General features: G+C 31.9%; 21 protein-coding genes. 10 read left to right on the forward strand and 11 right to left on the reverse strand.

Annotated elements, in window-relative coordinates; genetic code table 11:
* Positions 1–21: 21 nt before the first annotated feature.
* Both EQM13_RS16730 and EQM13_RS16735 read left to right on the forward strand, forming a co-directional pair.
* Positions 22–666, forward strand: coding sequence for a YiiX/YebB-like N1pC/P60 family cysteine hydrolase (locus EQM13_RS16730; RefSeq protein ID WP_071139324.1), 645 nt, complete (start codon positions 22–24; stop codon positions 664–666).
* Between the two features lie 129 nt (positions 667–795).
* On the forward strand, positions 796–1,854 hold the full coding sequence (locus tag EQM13_RS16735) for a hypothetical protein (protein WP_128753299.1): 1,059 nt from the start codon (positions 796–798) through the stop codon (positions 1,852–1,854).
* Between the two features lie 28 nt (positions 1,855–1,882).
* On the opposite strand, the gene EQM13_RS16740 is transcribed toward EQM13_RS16735, so the two are convergent.
* Positions 1,883–2,530, reverse strand: coding sequence for a pentapeptide repeat-containing protein (locus EQM13_RS16740; protein ID WP_071139326.1), 648 nt, complete (start codon positions 2,528–2,530; stop codon positions 1,883–1,885).
* Between the two features lie 187 nt (positions 2,531–2,717).
* Between EQM13_RS16740 and EQM13_RS16745 the strand changes: the two genes are divergently transcribed.
* The 4 genes from EQM13_RS16745 (at position 2,718) to hydF (ending at position 6,357) form a co-directional block, all read left to right on the forward strand.
* Complete coding sequence (locus tag EQM13_RS16745) at positions 2,718–3,110, forward strand: hypothetical protein (protein ID WP_071139327.1); 393 nt, start codon at positions 2,718–2,720, stop codon at positions 3,108–3,110.
* A 355-nt stretch (positions 3,111–3,465) separates the two neighbouring features.
* A complete protein-coding gene (locus EQM13_RS16750) occupies positions 3,466–3,726 on the forward strand; it encodes a TM1266 family iron-only hydrogenase system putative regulator (RefSeq protein WP_206172738.1) in 261 nt (86 codons plus the stop codon).
* Positions 3,727–3,752: 26 nt separating this feature from the next.
* On the forward strand, positions 3,753–5,153 hold the full coding sequence (hydG, locus tag EQM13_RS16755; RefSeq protein ID WP_128753301.1) for a [FeFe] hydrogenase H-cluster radical SAM maturase HydG: 1,401 nt from the start codon (positions 3,753–3,755) through the stop codon (positions 5,151–5,153).
* Positions 5,146–6,357 carry a [FeFe] hydrogenase H-cluster maturation GTPase HydF gene (gene hydF / locus EQM13_RS16760; protein WP_206172739.1) on the forward strand — a complete coding sequence of 404 codons (1,212 nt, stop codon included), beginning with the start codon at positions 5,146–5,148 and terminating at the stop codon, positions 6,355–6,357. The genes hydG and hydF overlap by 8 nt, the downstream gene beginning before the upstream one ends.
* Before the next feature lie 50 nt (positions 6,358–6,407).
* On the opposite strand, the gene EQM13_RS16765 is transcribed toward hydF, so the two are convergent.
* Entirely contained in the window at positions 6,408–6,989 is a 582-nt protein-coding gene (locus tag EQM13_RS16765) for an ATP-dependent Clp protease proteolytic subunit (protein WP_128753302.1), read from the reverse strand.
* A gap of 112 nt (positions 6,990–7,101) precedes the next feature.
* Positions 7,102–7,758: a GntR family transcriptional regulator gene (locus tag EQM13_RS16770; RefSeq protein WP_071139331.1), complete on the reverse strand. Its 657-nt coding sequence runs from the start codon at positions 7,756–7,758 to the stop codon at positions 7,102–7,104.
* A 220-nt stretch (positions 7,759–7,978) separates the two neighbouring features.
* On the opposite strand from EQM13_RS16770, the gene EQM13_RS16775 reads away from it, so the two are divergent.
* Together EQM13_RS16775 and EQM13_RS16780 are read left to right on the forward strand one after the other, a co-directional pair.
* On the forward strand, positions 7,979–8,740 hold the full coding sequence (locus EQM13_RS16775) for a dimethylarginine dimethylaminohydrolase family protein (protein WP_114218661.1): 762 nt from the start codon (positions 7,979–7,981) through the stop codon (positions 8,738–8,740).
* Positions 8,741–8,809: 69 nt separating this feature from the next.
* Positions 8,810–10,270, forward strand: a complete 1,461-nt coding sequence (locus tag EQM13_RS16780; RefSeq protein ID WP_071139333.1) for a basic amino acid/polyamine antiporter — start codon at positions 8,810–8,812, stop codon at positions 10,268–10,270.
* 165 nt (positions 10,271–10,435) lie between these two features.
* On the opposite strand, the gene EQM13_RS16785 is transcribed toward EQM13_RS16780, so the two are convergent.
* The 6 genes from EQM13_RS16785 to EQM13_RS16810 all read right to left on the reverse strand — a co-directional run bounded on the left by EQM13_RS16785 (position 10,436) and on the right by EQM13_RS16810 (position 15,589).
* Positions 10,436–11,194 carry an ABC transporter permease gene (locus EQM13_RS16785; protein WP_128753303.1) on the reverse strand — a complete coding sequence of 253 codons (759 nt, stop codon included), beginning with the start codon at positions 11,192–11,194 and terminating at the stop codon, positions 10,436–10,438.
* Positions 11,187–11,900, reverse strand: coding sequence for a hypothetical protein (locus EQM13_RS16790; protein WP_128753304.1), 714 nt, complete (start codon positions 11,898–11,900; stop codon positions 11,187–11,189). Before EQM13_RS16790 ends, EQM13_RS16785 begins: the two co-directional genes overlap by 8 nt.
* A 1-nt stretch (position 11,901) precedes the next feature.
* Positions 11,902–12,804 carry an ABC transporter ATP-binding protein gene (locus EQM13_RS16795; RefSeq protein ID WP_071139336.1) on the reverse strand — a complete coding sequence of 301 codons (903 nt, stop codon included), beginning with the start codon at positions 12,802–12,804 and terminating at the stop codon, positions 11,902–11,904.
* Between the two features lie 220 nt (positions 12,805–13,024).
* Positions 13,025–13,774, reverse strand: a complete 750-nt coding sequence (locus EQM13_RS16800) for a hypothetical protein (RefSeq protein ID WP_128753305.1) — start codon at positions 13,772–13,774, stop codon at positions 13,025–13,027.
* Complete coding sequence (locus EQM13_RS16805) at positions 13,767–14,663, reverse strand: ATP-binding cassette domain-containing protein (RefSeq protein ID WP_071139338.1); 897 nt, start codon at positions 14,661–14,663, stop codon at positions 13,767–13,769. Before EQM13_RS16805 ends, EQM13_RS16800 begins: the two co-directional genes overlap by 8 nt.
* Positions 14,664–14,881: 218 nt before the next feature.
* The gene (locus tag EQM13_RS16810; RefSeq protein ID WP_128753306.1) at positions 14,882–15,589 is read right to left on the reverse strand and encodes an MFS transporter; all 708 of its coding nucleotides are present in this window, start codon (positions 15,587–15,589) and stop codon (positions 14,882–14,884) included.
* Between the two features lie 234 nt (positions 15,590–15,823).
* On the opposite strand from EQM13_RS16810, the gene EQM13_RS16815 reads away from it, so the two are divergent.
* The gene (locus EQM13_RS16815; protein WP_071139341.1) at positions 15,824–16,264 is read left to right on the forward strand and encodes a HEPN domain-containing protein; all 441 of its coding nucleotides are present in this window, start codon (positions 15,824–15,826) and stop codon (positions 16,262–16,264) included.
* Positions 16,231–16,554 (forward strand): nucleotidyltransferase family protein, encoded by a 324-nt coding sequence (locus EQM13_RS16820; RefSeq protein ID WP_071139342.1) that lies wholly within the window; start codon positions 16,231–16,233, stop codon positions 16,552–16,554. Before EQM13_RS16815 ends, EQM13_RS16820 begins: the two co-directional genes overlap by 34 nt.
* 39 nt (positions 16,555–16,593) lie before the next feature.
* Here EQM13_RS16820 and EQM13_RS16825 read toward each other — a convergent pair whose 3' ends face one another.
* Together EQM13_RS16825 and EQM13_RS16830 are read right to left on the reverse strand one after the other, a co-directional pair.
* Positions 16,594–17,379 (reverse strand): ABC transporter permease, encoded by a 786-nt coding sequence (locus EQM13_RS16825; protein WP_071139343.1) that lies wholly within the window; start codon positions 17,377–17,379, stop codon positions 16,594–16,596.
* 30 nt (positions 17,380–17,409) lie between these two features.
* Positions 17,410–18,357, reverse strand: a complete 948-nt coding sequence (locus tag EQM13_RS16830) for an ABC transporter ATP-binding protein (RefSeq protein ID WP_128753308.1) — start codon at positions 18,355–18,357, stop codon at positions 17,410–17,412.
* Between the last annotated feature and the right edge of the window lie 57 nt (positions 18,358–18,414).

Below are 18,414 nucleotides of genomic sequence, written 5' to 3' on the forward strand. Positions count from 1 at the left end.
AAATAATACTGGGGGTGTCCTATGAAAAATTTTAAAAAATGTATTTCATTTATCATTATTGCAGTTCTATTTTTAAGTTTATCCATTCCATCCTTTGCAGAAAAAGAAAAAATTTTAACGGCTGAGGAAGTATTTGATTCGGAAACTGTGGAAAAAATAAAAGAAGAAATAGAAAAAAATTTAGTAATCGTACCGGATAAAACAGAAGATGCGGATAAAGAACAAAATAATTCCTTTGGAACATATCCTACAAGAAAAGGTGTAATTCTTGTTACGGCAGATAAACTCAAGGGAATAATTCCGACAGGCCATGCAGCTATAATATACAGTTCCGGTACAGTTGTGGAATCTTTGTCAAATGGCGTGACCACCGGAAATAATGATTGGAACCGTACCAGAGGTACATGTTACGGAGTTACTGTGACAAGTACAACTATATCTGAAGATGCATCGGCTGCAAATTATTGTTACAACAAAATAGGTTTGCCTTATAATTTTAACTATCTCAATCCTTATACAAGAAGTAAATTTTATTGTTCGCAGCTTGTTTATGCCGCATTTTTAGATTTATATGATATAAATCTCGACACAGCCGCATTCGCTATTGCAGTCCATCCTATGGAATTAGTAAATACAGATAAAACAATGACCATATATGAAAAATAATAAAAAATAGAAAGGGCTTCTATTGAAGCATTAATATATTAGGGCACTTCTCAAACAATCTTATTTTCAATACCGTTGTTTTTGGAGTGCCTAATTTTAACTTTAAGAAAATAATAAGGAGGAAATCAAATGATCAAAAAATTCTTGGGAATTACATTTTTATCTGCTATTGTGCTTATAGGATGTACAAATACGGGAAATATGGTAAACAGTAATTCAAATCTTCATATGGGTATTATTGAAACAACAGGGCAATCAAATGAAACATACTTAACACTTTTAGATCAAAATCTGAAAGTAATCAAACGGGAAAAGATTGAATTGGGTTCCATGGGTTCTCCCTTTGATCTTCCCAGAATATTCAACGGCAGTATGTATGTTGTACCAAAGGGCCTAATAACAAAGGACCTGACTGTCGTATTCGAATATGGCTTAAGCAATGGAAATACAAACACTTATGACGTGAAACAGCACAATATAAATACCTTTGCTGTAGATGAAAATTTTCTTTACACCGCAAATACTTTAAATATGAGTTCAATTATCACCAAATGCAATAAATCAACAAATAAATTGGAGACACTGAATATAAATAATGTCTACATCAGCAGATTAGATGCCTACGATAATACTCTATATGCTTTCGGCGAAGAGATGAATGATGAACCGGCGCATAAATCCTTCCTATATTTGATTGATCCCGTGAGTTTAAAAATAAATGATATTATAGATATTACAGAATGCGGAACGGGACAATATTATAGTTTAAAAATAAATGATAAAATATATTTTACAAATCAATATGATATAGATGGAAACCCGGGTTATAAATTAAGCGTATTTGATATAAACAATAAAAAAGCTGAAAACTATGAGCTTAAATCGCCTTTTCCCTATCAAATCTTTGAATATAACAATAAACTTTTAATTTCTCATTATGACCTTGTTCAAAACAGAGGAAATGACTTAACCATATTTGATCCTACGGATCACTTGCAGAAATTAACTACTTTTAAAAACTCCATCGGTCAAATTTATGTATTTGGAAATACGCTTTATTCTGCTGATTTAGAAAATTTATATGTATATAACTTAGAAAATTTTAAGTTGGAAAAGACCATTGATATATATTCCAAAAGGAATGAAAAAATGTTCTTCTACTTTTCAAGCTTTTTCATCAAACCGTAAAATCAGGTTTCCCATTATCATATTTATTCTATGATTTAATAATTAAGCCCAAGAGTTGAGACAGCTCACATGCCTGGGAGGGAGTAACAACCGCCCCTTTCAGTTCATATCCCGAAACCACAATTCCTTCAATATCATCGGTAGTAAAATCAACATCCTTTAAAGAAGTATGCAAAAAATCAGCTCCATTTAGTTTGCATTTATGAAATTCAATAAATTTCAATTGACAGTCCTGCACATTTCCATTTGTTAAATCAGAATCATCGAATGATGTATTTTTTAAATTGGCGGAAAATAGATTTATATATTTACAATTACAATTAGTCATTAGCATATTGTTTAAATCAGTACTGGCAAAATTAGCCCCTACTGCCTTGCAATTTCTAAATTCAACCCGGTGAAAAATACAGCTTTCAAAATCAATATTGGAAATATCGCAGCTTTCAAATACAACATCAACAAAAAATACCTTATTCAATTTACACTTTATAAAGTTACAATTTTCAAATATGCAGTCGTTAAATTCAATATTACGTACTTGTACATTTTCTACATAGCTATTGTCAAAATGAGACCCTTCGATATCCTCTTCGTCTTCAATTCCTTGCTGTATGGCAGATTGAAGATCAACATCTTCCTTAAGTACCTTTGACAGTTTTGGTTTAGTCAGTTTCATTTATACTCCTCCTTAAACTTTTGACGGTTCCCTTCATAGGATTATACCATTATTGATATACTGTCATACATTAATAATAGCATATATTAATTTTTTTCCTATTGTTTTTATCGGGTTTTATTGTAATGTAAAAACAGTCATAGTATAATGTATTTATATAACTATCTTGAAAAAGGAGATATGATTTATGAACTGGCTCAGAAGAGTAATGTTAGGAAGATACGGACCCGATCAGTTATCTATTGCCTTGATGATTCTTTATATGGTATTATCGTTATTGTCACGGTTTACCAATGTTTATGTACTTTCCGTTATTTCTTTGATTCCCCTTGTGTTTTGCTTTTTCAGAATGTTTTCCAAAAATATACAGAAGCGTTATCAGGAAAATAATATTTTTATGGGATATTATAATAAAGTAAAATATGGATTTTACAATAAAAGAGACAGAATAAGGGATATGAAGATATATAAATATTATAAATGCCCCAATTGTTCAAATAAGCTTCGGGTACCAAGGGGAAAAGGAAAAATATGCATTACATGTCCCAGTTGTAAAACCAAATTTATAAAAAGAACTTAAATATTTTATAAAAAAGGCTTCTTTATATATATTTTAATAGAAGCCTTTTTTTATATTCCAGTCATTTAAATTCTTGTAACTCAAATCTGTTGATTATCTCCTCTAAAAAAGTTGCACAGCTTTGATACATTTATTTAATATTTGTAATCCTTATTGACTTTTAGATATAATATTGTTAATATATTATCAGGAACATAATCCGAGTTTTTTGAGAGTATTCTTGAGTCATTCGGATAAAAAATACAGCCAATACCTGACGGGTTGAGAATGATCTTACCTGAAAGGGAATCGGGTCTCTGACTACACCTGACTTCCTTTGAGAGGAAGTTTTTTTATGGAGAAAGGAGGAAAATTTTTGAAAGAAAGAATTGGTGTAATAAGTGCCATCCTTGAAAACCCTAAAGGTTCTCAGTATGAATTCAATAAAATAGTCTCTGAATATAAACGGATAATTAAAGGCAGAATGGGGATTCCCTTTGATGAAGAAGACATTTCGGTAATATCCATCACCGTTGTAGGTACTTTAGACGAGATCAACAGCCTTACAGGTAAGCTTGGAAATTTACATGAATGTATAGTTAAAACTTCAATTTCAAAAAAAGAGTTGGACATATAATTAAATCACGAATAGGGGGAATTAAAATGTATTCGGAAGATTTTATCAACGATGATGAGATATTCAAACTTTTAGAGGAAGGGAAAAATGCCGAAAAGAACGAAATAAGAGAAATAATCAACAAGTCGCTTCAAAAAATTCGTCTTGAACCTATAGAAACAGCTAAACTGCTCCAAACAGAAGATAAGGAGCTTCAAGAAGAAATATTTGCTGCCGCAAGAAAATTAAAGGAAAGGATATACGGAAACAGAATAGTATTTTTTGCCCCTCTGTATATAGGAAACAAATGTATAAACAACTGTTTATATTGCGGTTTCAGAAGAGACAACAAGGCCATAGTCCGTAAAACTCTCACGGAAGAAGAACTTGTAGAGCAAGTAAAAATTTTGGAAAGCAAAGGCCATAAAAGGCTGATTCTCGTATATGGAGAGCATCCGTTTTACAATGCGGATTTTATAGCGAATACCGTAAAAATCGTATATAATACAAAAAATCACAATGGAGAAATCAGAAGAGTTAATATAAACGCTGCACCTATGGATGTAGAAGGATATAGAAAACTAAAAAAAGTCGGAATAGGGACTTTCCAAATATTTCAGGAAACATATCATCACAAGACCTACAACATTCTTCACCCGCAAAATGATATGAAAGGAAATTATCCTTGGAGATTATATGGACTGGACAGGGCAATGCAAGGAGGAATAGACGATGTGGGAATAGGAGCATTGTTTGGGCTGTTCGATTGGAAATTTGAAGTAATGGGACTTTTATATCATGCCATTCACTTGGAAAAAACCTTCGGAGTAGGTCCCCATACTATTTCATTCCCGCGAATTGAACCGGCGATAAATACAGAATTTTACGATCAAACAAAATACAAGGTTTCCGACGAAGATTTCAAACGGGTAGTGTCAATCCTTCGTCTTTCCGTACCATATACGGGAATGATACTTACTGCAAGAGAAACCCCGGAAGTAAGAAGAGAAATAATTCCTCTTGGAATATCCCAGATAGATGCAGGTTCAAAAGTAGGTATAGGAGGATACACCAAAGATGACTACATTCCGGAAAAGGAACAATTCCATCTCGGAGATATCCGTGCCCTTGATACGGTAGTAAACGAAATGTGTGAAAACGGCCATATCACTTCCTTCTGTACGGCCTGTTACCGAAGCGGAAGAACGGGAGAGGATTTTATGGATATGGCGAAACCGGGACTGATTCAAAAATTCTGCGTTCCCAACGGTATACTCACATTTAAGGAATATCTTCTGGACTATGCTTCAGAAAAAACAAGAAAAAACGGAGAAGCATTGATTAACAAAGAACTCGAAGAAATAGGAGAGTCCGATCCGGGAAGAAGAAAAATGATAGAAGAAAAAATAGCTCTACTGGAAAAAGGAGAAAGGGATATATATGTATAGTGAAAACACTATGAATTCCACACCAAATTCCAACAGAATTACCATATCAATATATGGGAAAAGAAATGCAGGTAAATCTTCCCTTTTAAATGCCTTAGCAGAACAGGAAATATCTATTGTAAGCAATGTAGCCGGAACTACTACAGATCCTGTAAAAAAAGCTATGGAGTTAATACCCATAGGCCCGGTACTGTTCATCGATACGGCCGGAATTGATGATGAGGGAGAACTTGGTGCTTTGAGGATGAAAAAAAGTATAGAAACTGCAAGAAGAACCGACATAGCACTATATGTAATGGATATAACAGATATAGATGAAGATTCATTAAATTCTATGGTCCACAATTTCAACAAATATAGTATTCCATATATTCTCGTTATGAACAAAATAGATGAAGTCAGTGAAGAATATTTAAATAAAGTAAAAGATAAATATAAAAATGCTATATTCACTTCATCAACAAAAAAAATAAACGTGAATATGCTCAAAGATGAATTAGTCAGAAGAATACAATCTGTTGAAGAGGATCAGCCTATTATAGGAAATCTCCTTCCTTATAATGGGGATGCCGTCTTAGTTGTTCCCATAGATAAAGAGGCCCCCAAGGGAAGACTTATATTGCCTCAGGTTCAGGTAATAAGAGATCTCCTCGACTACGGAATCAAAACTCACGTAGTAAGAAATACCGAGCTTGAAAGTACCATAAAGGAATTGAAAAATATAGATTTGGTAATCACAGATTCCCAAGCTTTTAAGGAAGTAGCCGAAATAGTTCCGAGGGAAATAAAATTGACATCCTTTTCGATACTCTTTGCAAGGCAAAAGGGAGATTTGGAGGAATTTATAAAGGGTGTAAATGCAATTTCCGGTCTTCCCGATAATGCAAATATACTTATTGCCGAAAACTGTACTCATAATACCTTCCACGATGATATAGGAAGAGTTAAAATACCAAAGCTGTTAACGAAAGTAACTAAGAAAAATTTTAAATACACTTATAAAACAGGATATAATTTTACAGAAGAGTTGAAGGAGTACAGCCTTGTAATCCACTGCGGAGGATGTATGGTAAACAGAAAGGAAATTCAAAGCAGAATAAAAATATGCAGAGACAATAATATTCCTATTACGAATTATGGTATACTCCTTGCTTATTTAAACGGCATATTAGACAGATCTATAGAAATATTTGATTTAAAATAGCATCAAAAATAATAAATAATTCCCATCTCAATACAGATGGGAATTATTTATTATTTATTTAACAGTTCATCACTTCGTGTGATAATCTTACCGACGATACCATAATCTATAGCTTCTTCAGCGCTCATCCAATAATTTCTGTCCGTATCTTTATTTACCTTTTCAAGGGGTTGACCCGTAGCATCGCTTATCAATTTATTTATACGACTGCGGACACGTACAATTTCATTTGCTTCAATCTCTATATCTGTACTTGTGCCGCTTGCTCCGCCCATAGGTTGATGAATCAAATATCTTGTATTAGGTAATGAAAGACGGTATTGTTTCTCGGATGCAAGAAAAATGGTTATGCCTGCACTTGCGACCCAGCCTGTACCGATAATATATACTTTCGGTTTTATAAACTGAATAATATCATGAATAGTATCACCTGATTCAACATGGCCTCCCTGGCTGTTAATAAACAGCTTTATCGGCTCATCCCCTAATTCCTGCAAAATTAACAACTGTGAGCATACTTTCTGTGCAAGTTCCTGACTTATTTCGCCGCTTATAAACACAGAACGGGACTTTAATAATTTGTCCATTAAGAATTTGTCCATATTGCTTTGTACATCCTGAGCATTTTCCATTATAAAAAACCTCTCTTCCAGATTATTCAACTAATGCTATTAAATCCATTATATTATTTATAAAATTATGTGTCAACATACACAAAATATAATCAGTTATTTTCTTAATCAGTTAATCCCAAACAGAATCAAATTTCGCATATGATAAATTCCAGTGAATGTTTCTTAAGTAGTTATCAATCCCTTCTTTATCCCTATTCTTAAATAATTCAATAATTTTTTTGTGCTGACTGTTTGTTTCCTTTAAAATATTATTTACTTCTTTATCTGAACCTTTAATATTATACTCCTGCTTTATTAAGCTTTTTTTGAGAGTATCTATAATCCTTATTAATTCAGAATTTTCTGAGGCTGATATAAATATTGAATGAAATTTCATCTGTAGTTTATAATAATCCTCGAAACTTTCATTTTGAATGGCCTCGTCTATTTCTTCAACTATTTTCTCCATATTAATAATATCCTTTTCGGTTAAATTATCTACGGAAAGTCTTCCCGCCAATCCTTCCAGCACTCCTAAGATTTTATATATTTCTCTTATCTTCTCCAAAGGGACTTCCTTCACTATAAAACCCCTTCTCGGATGTCTTTCCAATATCCCATCGCTCGCTAATTCTATTAATGCCTCTCTTACAGGAGTTCTGCTTACATTTAAGGTCTGGCATATATTGCTTTCGTTGATTTTTTCCCGCGGTTTTATATTGTTGTTTCTTATTTCTTCGGATATATATTCATAAACATAATCCTTTAATGTTTTGTAGATATTCATTTTTCCTCCTAATTAACTTTTTAAATGTATATTGTATACAAATAACTATATCATATATGGAAGATTCGTTCAACTTTAGAAGTTTTCCAAAAAAATCTTATTTACCAAACCTATTTATTAATTCTATACTTGCAATTAAAATTAATACGTGGTATATTGTATTCAGTATATAATATATTGTATACAATATACCACGTATATATAATAGGGGGAATAAAAAATGTTTAAAAACGTAATTGTAAGAAAACCATGTAAGGCAATGGTAAACGGAATAACTTCCGCAAATTTGGGTAAACCCGACTTTGAATTAGCAAAAAAGCAACATGAATTTTATATTGAAACTTTAAAAAAGTGCGGAGTGAAAGTTACAATATTGGATGCGGACGAAAAATACCCTGATTCCTGCTTTGTTGAAGATGTTGCATTGTGTACAAAAAAATGCGCTATTATTACACGACCCGGGGCTCTGAGCAGACGCGGTGAAGAAGTAGAAATGAAAGAAGTTTTGAAAAAGTTCTACTCGGACATTGAAGAAATTAAAGAACCTGGAACAGTAGAAGCAGGAGATATAATGATGGTAGGAGATCATTTCTATATCGGATTGTCTGCCAGAACAAATAAAGATGGGGCAGAACAAATGATATCAATCTTAGAAAAATACGGTTTTTCAGGTTCTGTAGTTCCTCTTAATGAGATGCTCCATCTAAAAAGCGGACTTGCATACTTGGAAAACAATAATCTTTTAATTGCGGGAGAATTCATCAAAAATCCTGTTTTCAAAGATTTCAACAAAATAATAATACCCGAAGATGAAGGGTATGCCGCAAACTGTATATGGGTAAACGATCATGTTCTTGTTCCCATGGGTTATCCAAAAACTCAAGAGGCAATAAAAAAATTGGGATACAAAGTTGAAATAGTTGATACTTCAGAGTTCAGAAAATTAGATGGAGGTCTCAGTTGTTTATCCTTGAGATTCTAATCCAAAATCTTTTAATATATCAGAGTCCGTCTTATATAAAACGGACTCTTAATATAAGGGGGTTAAAAAATGACTGAAAATAAAGTTAAAAATGTACAGCAGACCGAAGGATTAGGATTTCTCAGGCTCACCGCCGTTGCATTAGGTGCAACGATAGGAGGAGGAGTATTCAGTCTTTCAGGGGATATGGCGGCAAACGGAGCAAACACTGCTGCAGTATTGGCAGGCTGGGGAATCTGTGGCATCGGAATGCTCTGCTTAACTTTATGCTTCTTTGAATTGAACAAAAGAAAACCAAATTTGACAGGCGGAATATACAGCTATGCAAAGGAAGGTTTCGGGGATTATATAGGATTTAATTCCGCATGGGGATATTGGATAAGTGCTCTTCTGGCAAATGTATCATATGCGACCTTGTTGTTTTCGGCTATCGGGTATTTCATACCTGTATTTGAGCAAGGAAACAATCTTATTTCAATTATTTGCGCTTCTATTTTAATATGGATTATGAATTATATGGTTTCAAAAGGAGTAAAGCAAGCGGCAGGTATAAACCTTGTTGTTACAATAAGTAAAATAGTTCCGATACTAATATTTATTATAACAGTATTATTTATTAAAGCTTTTGATCCTAAAATATTTATGAGCAACTTTTGGGGGGAGCCGGGAGGGCCTTCATTTTTGGAACAGATAAAAGCTACAATGATAACTACTGTGTGGTCATTTATAGGAGTTGAAGGTGCCGTAGTTATATCCGGAAGGGCAAAAAAATCGAGTGATGTAGGTAAAGCTACAGTTTCGGCATTTCTCGGAGTACTTTTAATCTATTTACTTGTTTCTATTCTAAGCATGGGTATTATGACAAGAACAGAATTAGCAGCTCTCGGCAATCCGCCCTTAGCTTTTATATTTGAAAAAGCCGTTGGAAAATGGGGAGCTTCAATTATAAATTTCGGTGTTATACTGTCTTTGGCCGGTGCCACATTGGGATATACGATTATCGCTTCCGAATGTCCTTATATAGCTGCTCAAAACGGAGTATTTTCAAAAGCATTTGCAAAAGAAAACAAAAATCATGCCCCTATAAATTCACTTTTACTTACAAATTCTATTATACAGCTTTTCCTTATTATAACATTTTTTAATGCAAGCACTTATCAGATATTTTATACAATTTCGGCAGGAATGATAATTCCTCCTTATCTATTAAGTGCTCTTTATTTTCTTAAAATTACAATTAAAAAGGACGGGTTCGAGAAAGATTCTTCCTCGGATGTACTAAAAAATAGAATATTGGCTGTTCTTGCAACTATATACGCCTTCTGGCTTGTTTATTCCACCGGTTGGCAGTCTCTGCTTATAATGGCAATATTGTATGCACCGGGTACATTGGTCTATATAAAGGGTAAAAGAGAACAGAATAAAAAATATTTCGATAACAGCAGGGATAGGATATTACTTGGACTTATCATCGCTCTTGCTGTATTATCCATTATTCTTATTGCAAACGGAACTATTCATCCCTTTTAACAAAATATAAATTAACAGCCATGAGGACGATTGTGTAACTTTCATTCTCATGCTCATGGCGGTTAAAAGAGTTCCCTTAATTCCTGATACCATCATTTTATCCCATTTTTTAAATAAAAAATTATGCATTTTCAATATATATAATTTTTACTTAATTTGTCTTCATCAAATCGAATCTATAATTGCTTTATCTATCTTCGGAACAATTAATTTTCTAAAAATAAGATAAAGTAAGATTAACTGGACCGATAAGATAAAATAAGTGAAAATTCCGGATAATATGAGACTTTCCAATCCAAAAAAATTGCGAAAAAGATTGAATAAATAGGTTATAGGAGAAATTAATGAAATAACTCGAATTAGCTTAGGGGAATCGGCATAATATGTATAGCAAGAAGAGAACAGAAAAATTATATTAATAAATAAACCGCTGAAAGAAAATCTTTTTGTAGCTATGGTTAACATGGAAAACGCCGCACCGAATAAGCAAATAAAAAGAAAAAGATATATTAAAAACAATATAACCCTTAATATAAGAAAAGCATTAAATTTCAATTTAAATTCAGTTAATAGGGATAACAGAATAATTATTACAACCACCTGAACCATATTGGAAAAAAAGTAAAAGAGAGACTGAGCCGCTACATATTTTTCGATGCTCAAGTTTGACATCTTAAATTGAACCATTTTATTGGAAATAATTTCTCTATATAATTCAAAATTAATGCCGACAATAACAGACATAATAAAATTAACAGCCGTCATTGTCAGAACCGCAAATTGAATATTAAAATCAGTATTTTTCAAATACACGGAATATATATAATAAGGAATTATAAATAACAACATTCTAAAACAAGACAGCAGGTATTCAGTTAAGTTTCTTCTGTAATAAAATATGTCTTTCATTATCAAACTAACCATAAAAACCTCCTGAATGCAAATATTTCCTTTTGCTGCTTCTCACCAATAAAAATGATAATACGAAAAAACCTACCCACATGACAAATCTGTGAGTTATTTCAACAGACGGAGAATAACTGAATTCCATAATATTAGTAATCGGTAAAATCCTTGCAATATATTTAATAAATATAGGCATTATCTCAATGGGATACAAAACCCCACACAATGCATAAATCACATCCATAAGAAAATTAAAGCGATTAAAATAATTCGGTGTTTTCATCTGAACAGCCAGTAGAATATAACTCATCAACAAATTATTTATAAAAACCAGAAAAACGCATAGGCAAGCAAAAGCAAAATCAATTTTTAAATTAAAAATAATATTATACAAAAATAACGTTATAAAAAGTGAAGGAATATATAATACATTTACTGCACATGTCTGAAAAAAACTGAAAGAAAACAGTGATGTTGCCGATATCATTACATCTTGGATTTTTTCCGTATTAAAAGTTTCCATTCTCCTGTTAACTACTTCAAATATAGAAAAAGAAAAGCAAGACCACAGGCATAACCTTAAGGTTGTTCCTTCATCTACATAACCGCTTATTGCCATACCTATAAATAAAGGCGGCAAAATCATATTAAAGGGTGAAAGCAAAAAAATCTTTACCAAATTCCACTTATTTCTTGCCAAACTTAAAAACAATAGACGAAACATTCTAAACCACACTCTCCTTGTTTTTATATATATAATAAAAGAAGATATCCTCCAGCTGAATTCTTCTTTCCTGAAAAGATTCAATAAAATCATTTGATGAAAACTTTTTAAAGTCGCTTAATTCATGGAATATCATCATTACCGTTGAATTATTTTGATGAAATACAATATAGTCCTCCGGATTCATATTTTCTGTAAAGGGCTTTAATTTCCCATCCTCACATGGAAAATGAATTTCATAAATCTTTTTCCCAAATTTATCAAACAAATCACCCATACTGCAATTTTCAATTATCATTCCTTTATTTAAAAATACCACTCTTGAGCATAATCTCTCCACTTCATTCATAACGTGAGAACTTATAATAACAGTGACTTTAAATTTTTGCGACAGTTCTGACAGCAAATTATTTATCTCCACTTTTGATATGGGATCTAATCCGCTTGTAGGCTCATCTAAAATCAACAATTCCACGTTTAACATCATGGTTTTAATAATATTCAGCTTTTGTTTCATTCCTGTTGAAAGGGTCCTGACAAGTTTTGATTTCCTGTCATATAGATCTACCAACTTTAACATTGAATCAATCTCATCCATCGTCCTCTTCTGCTTGAACAGGCTTAAAGAAAATTTTATATTCTCAAGAACGGTCAGTTCGTCATACAGTTGATTGGAATTCAATATCAAGCCGACTCTCGTATTTTTTTTATCATTCTTTTTAAGTAATTTTAATTCATCATAACTCGTAGGCACTAACAATCCGCTCAATATTTTAATCAGTGTCGTCTTGCCGGCACCATTAGGCCCTATCAATCCCAATATTTCGCCTTTGGATATTTCCAAATCAATGTTTTTTAAACTGAAAAAATCATTCCCTTTATACTTTTGACAAACATTTTTCATTGATATTAAGCTCACTATGCTCTCTTTCAACCTCCATGGAATCATTATTTAATTTTTAATCCCTTCTATAATTATTAAATTCTACATTATTTTCCTAATTCCTCTAAAAAGAGAGAACAATTTTATAATATATACAGGGAATTGAATTAATTTATTTTAATATTTCAGCTGAAACCCCTTATTCTTATAAATAAAAGTTCGAGGGTAGCTTTCATTTACATCATCCTTTAATATCTCGATTTTTAAATATCATGATTTGACTTGCAAATGCAAGAACAATATATATCGTTATGCCTATAATAAAAGAAGTATCGAACTGTCGGAAGTTGATCCACATAGTTTGGGCATTTTGGGATAATGTTGACACGGAATAGTTTGTAAATTTTTCTATAATCGGAAATACATAGGCCATGATATTAAATACAAAAAGTACCACACCCATTATTAATGTCAAAAATAACACCAATGCGGGAACCGTCTTTTGAAAGCAGAATAAAAAAGCAGCAGCAATCTGAGAAAAAGCAAGTGTTTTTAAATAGGTTATAATCCCCATAACCGCAATTGATTGAATATCCTGTGCATATACGGCTAGATGCCCACCCGCAATCATAAACGAAATAAGATAAACAGCACCCAAAATCAAAAATACTATAGCCGAATATAAGATAAATATAACGGCCTTAACAAGCAGATATGCCAATCTATGCAGTCCGGTACCTATAATCTTTATAAGCATTCTGTCTTTTAAATCATCTCCGTAAACGGCTAAAAATACCTGTGTGCCCACAAATACAGGTAGTAAGGAAATAATACTCTGTGCACTTTCAAGCAATGTGTTAGGTGTATAAAGATCTTGTATAGCCAAAAACAAAATACTTATAATATATACGAAAATCAAAAAAACATAATAAATAAAACTGCTTCGTTTATGAGTTAAACGCCATATTTCAGATTTAAAATAATTAAACATTCGTATTGCCTCCTATAAGATTCAAGAAATATTCTTCCAAGGATACCTGATTCACCTTAAGCTGCATCAAGTCAAGACCGTTTTCCACCATACATTTGGCAATGATATAAGGTCTGTCTTCATAACCGGGCAAAATAATTTCCTTATTTTTAGTTACCCTGTAATCAGTGATTTTTAATTTATTTTCTAATAATTCACAAGCCTTCTTAAGCTTGTTTACTTGAAATATAAGACCTTGATGTATGTTGTTATGCAGTTCTTTTGCACTAATTTCCTGCACTAAATAACCCTTGTTTATGAATCCGAAACGAGTGCCTATGAGATTTAATTCTCCCAAAATATGAGAAGAGATCAAAAATGTAGTTTGATATTTTTGATTAAGCTCCATCACAAGGTTCCTGAAATCCGCAATTCCCTGAGGATCTAAACCATTAGTCGGTTCATCAAGTATAACCATATCAGGATTTCCCAATAAAGCCTGCCCAATTGATAGCCTTTGTTTCATTCCCGTTGAAAATGTGCTGAATGTTTTTGTCGAATTTTTAAGTCCTACAAGCTGTAAAATTCGGTTGATTTCCTTTTCATCTTCGATTCCTTTAAGCTTAGCGGCAAACATCAGATTATCATGAGCATTTAAATAAGAGAAAAATCCGTCTTCCATCATAAAGCCAATAGAATGGCGAGCCATTTCCAAATTATAACTTTCTAAAAAAGTAATAGAACCACCCGAAGGTTTGATAAGTCCCATTAAGAGTTTAAAAATAGTGGTTTTCCCGGCACCATTTTTGCCTATTAAACCATATATGTCTCCTTTTTGTACAGACATAGAAACATTGTTAACCGCAAAATAATTACCATATTTCTTTGTCAGTTGCTGAGTTTGAATCACACTATGACCTCCTTGAGCTTAACTTTCATTTATTAAACATCTGAACTTATTTTTGAATCACTAAAATACTTTTCACATCTTTTAAATCTTTCATATGGTCAATTTCTGGGCTATATAAATTTTAAGTCTTAAAATCTCTTGTCGAGTCTATTATACTCAATAAGAAAATTTAAGACTTAAAGAAATAATAAAGAAAAAATAAAGATTTCTTGATAAATCTATAAAAATATCAATTTTTTGTTTTCAATTATAATTTTAAATAATCCTTTATTGTCATTTTTATCTATATTAGTTTCTTCAGTATTAACCCCTATGTCAATATCACTTTCCGTATTATTATATTCTGTACCTTCCTTTACTAAAAATTTTATCAAAATAACACATAAAAATATGGTTACCGCATTTCCTATAAACAAATATTTTGTATAATTATTAAATATAGTACCGCCAACAAGTTGTCCTACCGAAAGCCCTATATTATGCCCCAGATACAACAAAGAAAAAGCTGTGCTTCTGTTTTCATTATTAGTGAAGTTGGAAACCATGGCAGTATTGGAAGGTTGAGAAATTCCATCTGATACGTTGGCTAATATTAAAAATATAATCATTATTCTTGAATTCAGTAAAAATCCGCATATCAGAAATAATATTCCGGTAAACCCCGAAAACAGCATGAATGTGCTTTTATACTTCCACCTGTCAGCCAATATTCCTCCCAATATCGAGGCAGGCACATATATAACCGATGTGATCAACATTATTATCCCTGTTTCAAAAGGACTGTAATTCATTTTTTCGGTTAATATTAATGTAAGAAACGGATAAACAAAATTTCCTACAGCATTAATTATTCTTATAAAAAACAATACATACATTTCTCTCGGTAAACCTTTGTATTCACTTATGTTACTTTTTATATTCAACATATTAACTGTCCTTCTTTCATGTTATAAGGGTTTATATTTGGCTGTCAACATCTACATTGTTTTCCTTATTTAACTATATCACCATCGAAAAATATATCAATAATAAATATCGCCTTCAATTTATGTAATGTAACAGAGTAACAGATTATACTGTGGAATATTTTTTCTTTTTTCATTTTAATAGTGAAACCTATTAGAAAATTGGATATAATATGTATAAGGATGTGATATATAATGGATAACAGAGAAAAATATGAATACTGGTTAGAAACTGCTAAATATGATTTAGAAACAGCAAAGATAATGATGAATAACGGAAGATATATTTATGTTGTTTTTATGTGTCAACAGGCAATAGAAAAACTCACCAAAGGAATATATACATTATATACTAATAACGAACCACCATTAATTCATAATATTTCGAGTATATTCAATTACCTAAAGAGAGAAATTAATTTTAAAGAGTATTTATCTATAAATGAATTTGAATACAATTTAAATAATTATAAAAGTTTTTTCGCTGAACTATTATCCTATTATATATCTGGCAGATATCCTAGTTATAAGGAAAAAATGTCTAATTTGATAAATTCAGATAGAGCTAAAAGAACATTGGCTACTACAGAGGAGGTATTCAAATGGATAGAATCCCTGAGTCAATACAAAAAATAATCAAAGATTATATTAGAAAATTAAACAAGAAGATTGTAATAGATAAAGCTATATTGTTTGGATCTTATGCAAAAGGCACTCCTCATAAATATAGTGATGTTGATTTAGCAATCTTTTCGGATTATTTTAAAAACATGAATAGGATTGATGGTCTTTACTTTTTATTGTTAAATGCAGTGGATTATGAAATTGATCTTGAACCGCAACCATTTACTATGGATGACTATAGACAACCTGTCGGAATAGTAAAGGAAATAATAGAAACAGGAATTGAAATTCCAACGATATAATGCTAAGGATGACCTGATATAAAATTCTCTATTAAAAACTTAAAATCTTGAAAAAGAACCTTCTTTTGCTGCCTTTTTAAAGCTCAATTTGAATATAACTATTCCCAAGATTAAATATGCTATGGAATTTATAAATAAGAACAATATATCTTGTCCCCCTATATTATAATTCGCACCTTCTATATTTTTTAGGAGGCTTACACTTTTAGTAAATGGAAGAGAGTATATAATCTTTTGAATTTTGGATGGCAGTACCGAAAGATCAACAATGCTGGTCCCAAGAAAAAGAATGCTGATAATAAAAGACAGTTGTCCCACATTTTTATATATCAAGGTTGCCCCTCCTATCATAAAGGAAAAACCTGCTATTCCCAATAACGATATCATAAATATCATTATCGTATCCATTCCTATATCTAATTTAATATTTGTGGAAATCATCAGAAGCAAGCTCAGCAGCAGTATCAATACAATATTTCTTATAAAATATATTATTAATCTTATTACATATATCTCCATTATACTATGATGGTTTATGCATACCTGTTCAAAGGTCCCTTCCAACAATTCTCTGTAGATTCCGTTATTCATAAAACTAATTGTAAATGAAAAGAAAAACCAGCATATGTACCCTACAAATTGTGTAGTAACCGCCCTGTTTATTTCCTCGGCAGACATTATGTTCATATTGCTTTTAATAAAAATATACAGTCCTATAAACACAAAATAATATACCAGCATATCCGCTAAAAAATTCAAAAAATATCTTCTTTGAATTATTAACATCTTTTTGGTTTCACTTTTAAATATATTGAGTATCTCCATATTACTCATTCCTCCATAAAATTTGGCGACTTAATTTTCCGGTACGGATTTCACCGTCTTTTTGTTACCTATCACCTCGGTAAATATATCTTCAAGGTCGCTTTTTTTCTTATATATATCCTTTATATTCATTCCATTCGATTTCAAAAGATTTAAAAAATCAAGAATTTCATTGTCATTATTCAATGTAACCATGAATTCAACACTATCTTCAAATTTTTCAATTTCCACATCAAATTTTGCTTTTATGATTTTTTCTGTATCATCACGGACGCCGTCTGCTTCTACAGCATAAACAATACTTTCGGAATACCTGTTTAGAAAATCAATATCCTCATCTAATACCATCGTCCCGTTATTTATTATGATAATCCTATTGCACAATGAGCTGATAAAATTAAGGTCATGGGATGTTATTATCATGGTTCTGTCTTCTTTTATCAAATTCTTCAATACATCACGTATAAGCAAAACCGATTGAACATCCAATCCCAATGTAGGTTCATCAAGAAATAAAACCTTTGGATTATGAATTAAACTGCAGCATATAGCAACCTTCTGCTGCATCCCTCTTGAAAGTTTGCCGCATTCCATATTTCTTTTTTCTGTTAAGCTAAACATTTCCAAGTATTCATCCATCTGATTCCTTATTTTTTTCTTTCCGATGCCCTTCATGCCCGCAAAATATTCTATATTCTCAACGGGAGACAGTTTCCAATAAATATTTCTGTTTCCTTCCAATACGGCTCCTATATTTTTTAAATACTGTTTCCTGTCTTTCTTCAATGAATAACCGCAACATTCCACGTCCCCTTTTGTAGGTGTAATCAAGCCGCAGCTCATCTTTATGGTGGTAGTCTTTCCGGCACCGTTAGGGCCTAAAAATCCGACAATATCTTTATCATTTATTTCAATATTTAAATTATTTACAACAACATGGTCCTTATATTGTTTTGATAACATATTATACTTCAGCATTAAATTAACCTCCTTAACAAGAGTTTACGTTTCGCTGCCAATCTCTATATCGTTTCC

The sequence above is a fragment of the Acidilutibacter cellobiosedens genome (assembly GCF_004103715.1).
Taxonomy (GTDB): Bacteria; Bacillota; Clostridia; order Tissierellales; family Acidilutibacteraceae; genus Acidilutibacter; species Acidilutibacter cellobiosedens.

Bases quoted from the DNA above. Each gene is read 5' to 3' on its own strand.
- hydG (WP_128753301.1), top strand. From the start codon at position 3,753: ATGTATTCGGAAGATTTTATCAACGATGATGAGATATTCAAACTTTTA.
- EQM13_RS16825 (WP_071139343.1), bottom strand. From the start codon at position 17,379: ATGGAGATACTCAATATATTTAAAAGTGAAACCAAAAAGATGTTAATA.
- EQM13_RS16830 (WP_128753308.1), bottom strand. From the start codon at position 18,357: ATGCTGAAGTATAATATGTTATCAAAACAATATAAGGACCATGTTGTT.
- EQM13_RS16765 (WP_128753302.1), bottom strand. From the start codon at position 6,989: ATGGAAAATGCTCAGGATGTACAAAGCAATATGGACAAATTCTTAATG.
- EQM13_RS16810 (WP_128753306.1), bottom strand. From the start codon at position 15,589: ATGTTGAATATAAAAAGTAACATAAGTGAATACAAAGGTTTACCGAGA.
- EQM13_RS16745 (WP_071139327.1), top strand. From the start codon at position 2,718: ATGAACTGGCTCAGAAGAGTAATGTTAGGAAGATACGGACCCGATCAG.
- EQM13_RS16780 (WP_071139333.1), top strand. From the start codon at position 8,810: ATGACTGAAAATAAAGTTAAAAATGTACAGCAGACCGAAGGATTAGGA.
- EQM13_RS16770 (WP_071139331.1), bottom strand. From the start codon at position 7,758: ATGAATATCTACAAAACATTAAAGGATTATGTTTATGAATATATATCC.
- EQM13_RS16800 (WP_128753305.1), bottom strand. From the start codon at position 13,774: ATGTTTAATTATTTTAAATCTGAAATATGGCGTTTAACTCATAAACGA.
- EQM13_RS16820 (WP_071139342.1), top strand. From the start codon at position 16,231: ATGGATAGAATCCCTGAGTCAATACAAAAAATAATCAAAGATTATATT.
- EQM13_RS16775 (WP_114218661.1), top strand. From the start codon at position 7,979: ATGTTTAAAAACGTAATTGTAAGAAAACCATGTAAGGCAATGGTAAAC.
- EQM13_RS16795 (WP_071139336.1), bottom strand. From the start codon at position 12,804: ATGAAAAATGTTTGTCAAAAGTATAAAGGGAATGATTTTTTCAGTTTA.
- EQM13_RS16790 (WP_128753304.1), bottom strand. From the start codon at position 11,900: ATGTTTCGTCTATTGTTTTTAAGTTTGGCAAGAAATAAGTGGAATTTG.
- EQM13_RS16740 (WP_071139326.1), bottom strand. From the start codon at position 2,530: ATGAAACTGACTAAACCAAAACTGTCAAAGGTACTTAAGGAAGATGTT.
- EQM13_RS16735 (WP_128753299.1), top strand. From the start codon at position 796: ATGATCAAAAAATTCTTGGGAATTACATTTTTATCTGCTATTGTGCTT.
- EQM13_RS16730 (WP_071139324.1), top strand. From the start codon at position 22: ATGAAAAATTTTAAAAAATGTATTTCATTTATCATTATTGCAGTTCTA.
- EQM13_RS16815 (WP_071139341.1), top strand. From the start codon at position 15,824: ATGGATAACAGAGAAAAATATGAATACTGGTTAGAAACTGCTAAATAT.
- hydF (WP_206172739.1), top strand. From the start codon at position 5,146: ATGTATAGTGAAAACACTATGAATTCCACACCAAATTCCAACAGAATT.
- EQM13_RS16785 (WP_128753303.1), bottom strand. From the start codon at position 11,194: ATGGTTAGTTTGATAATGAAAGACATATTTTATTACAGAAGAAACTTA.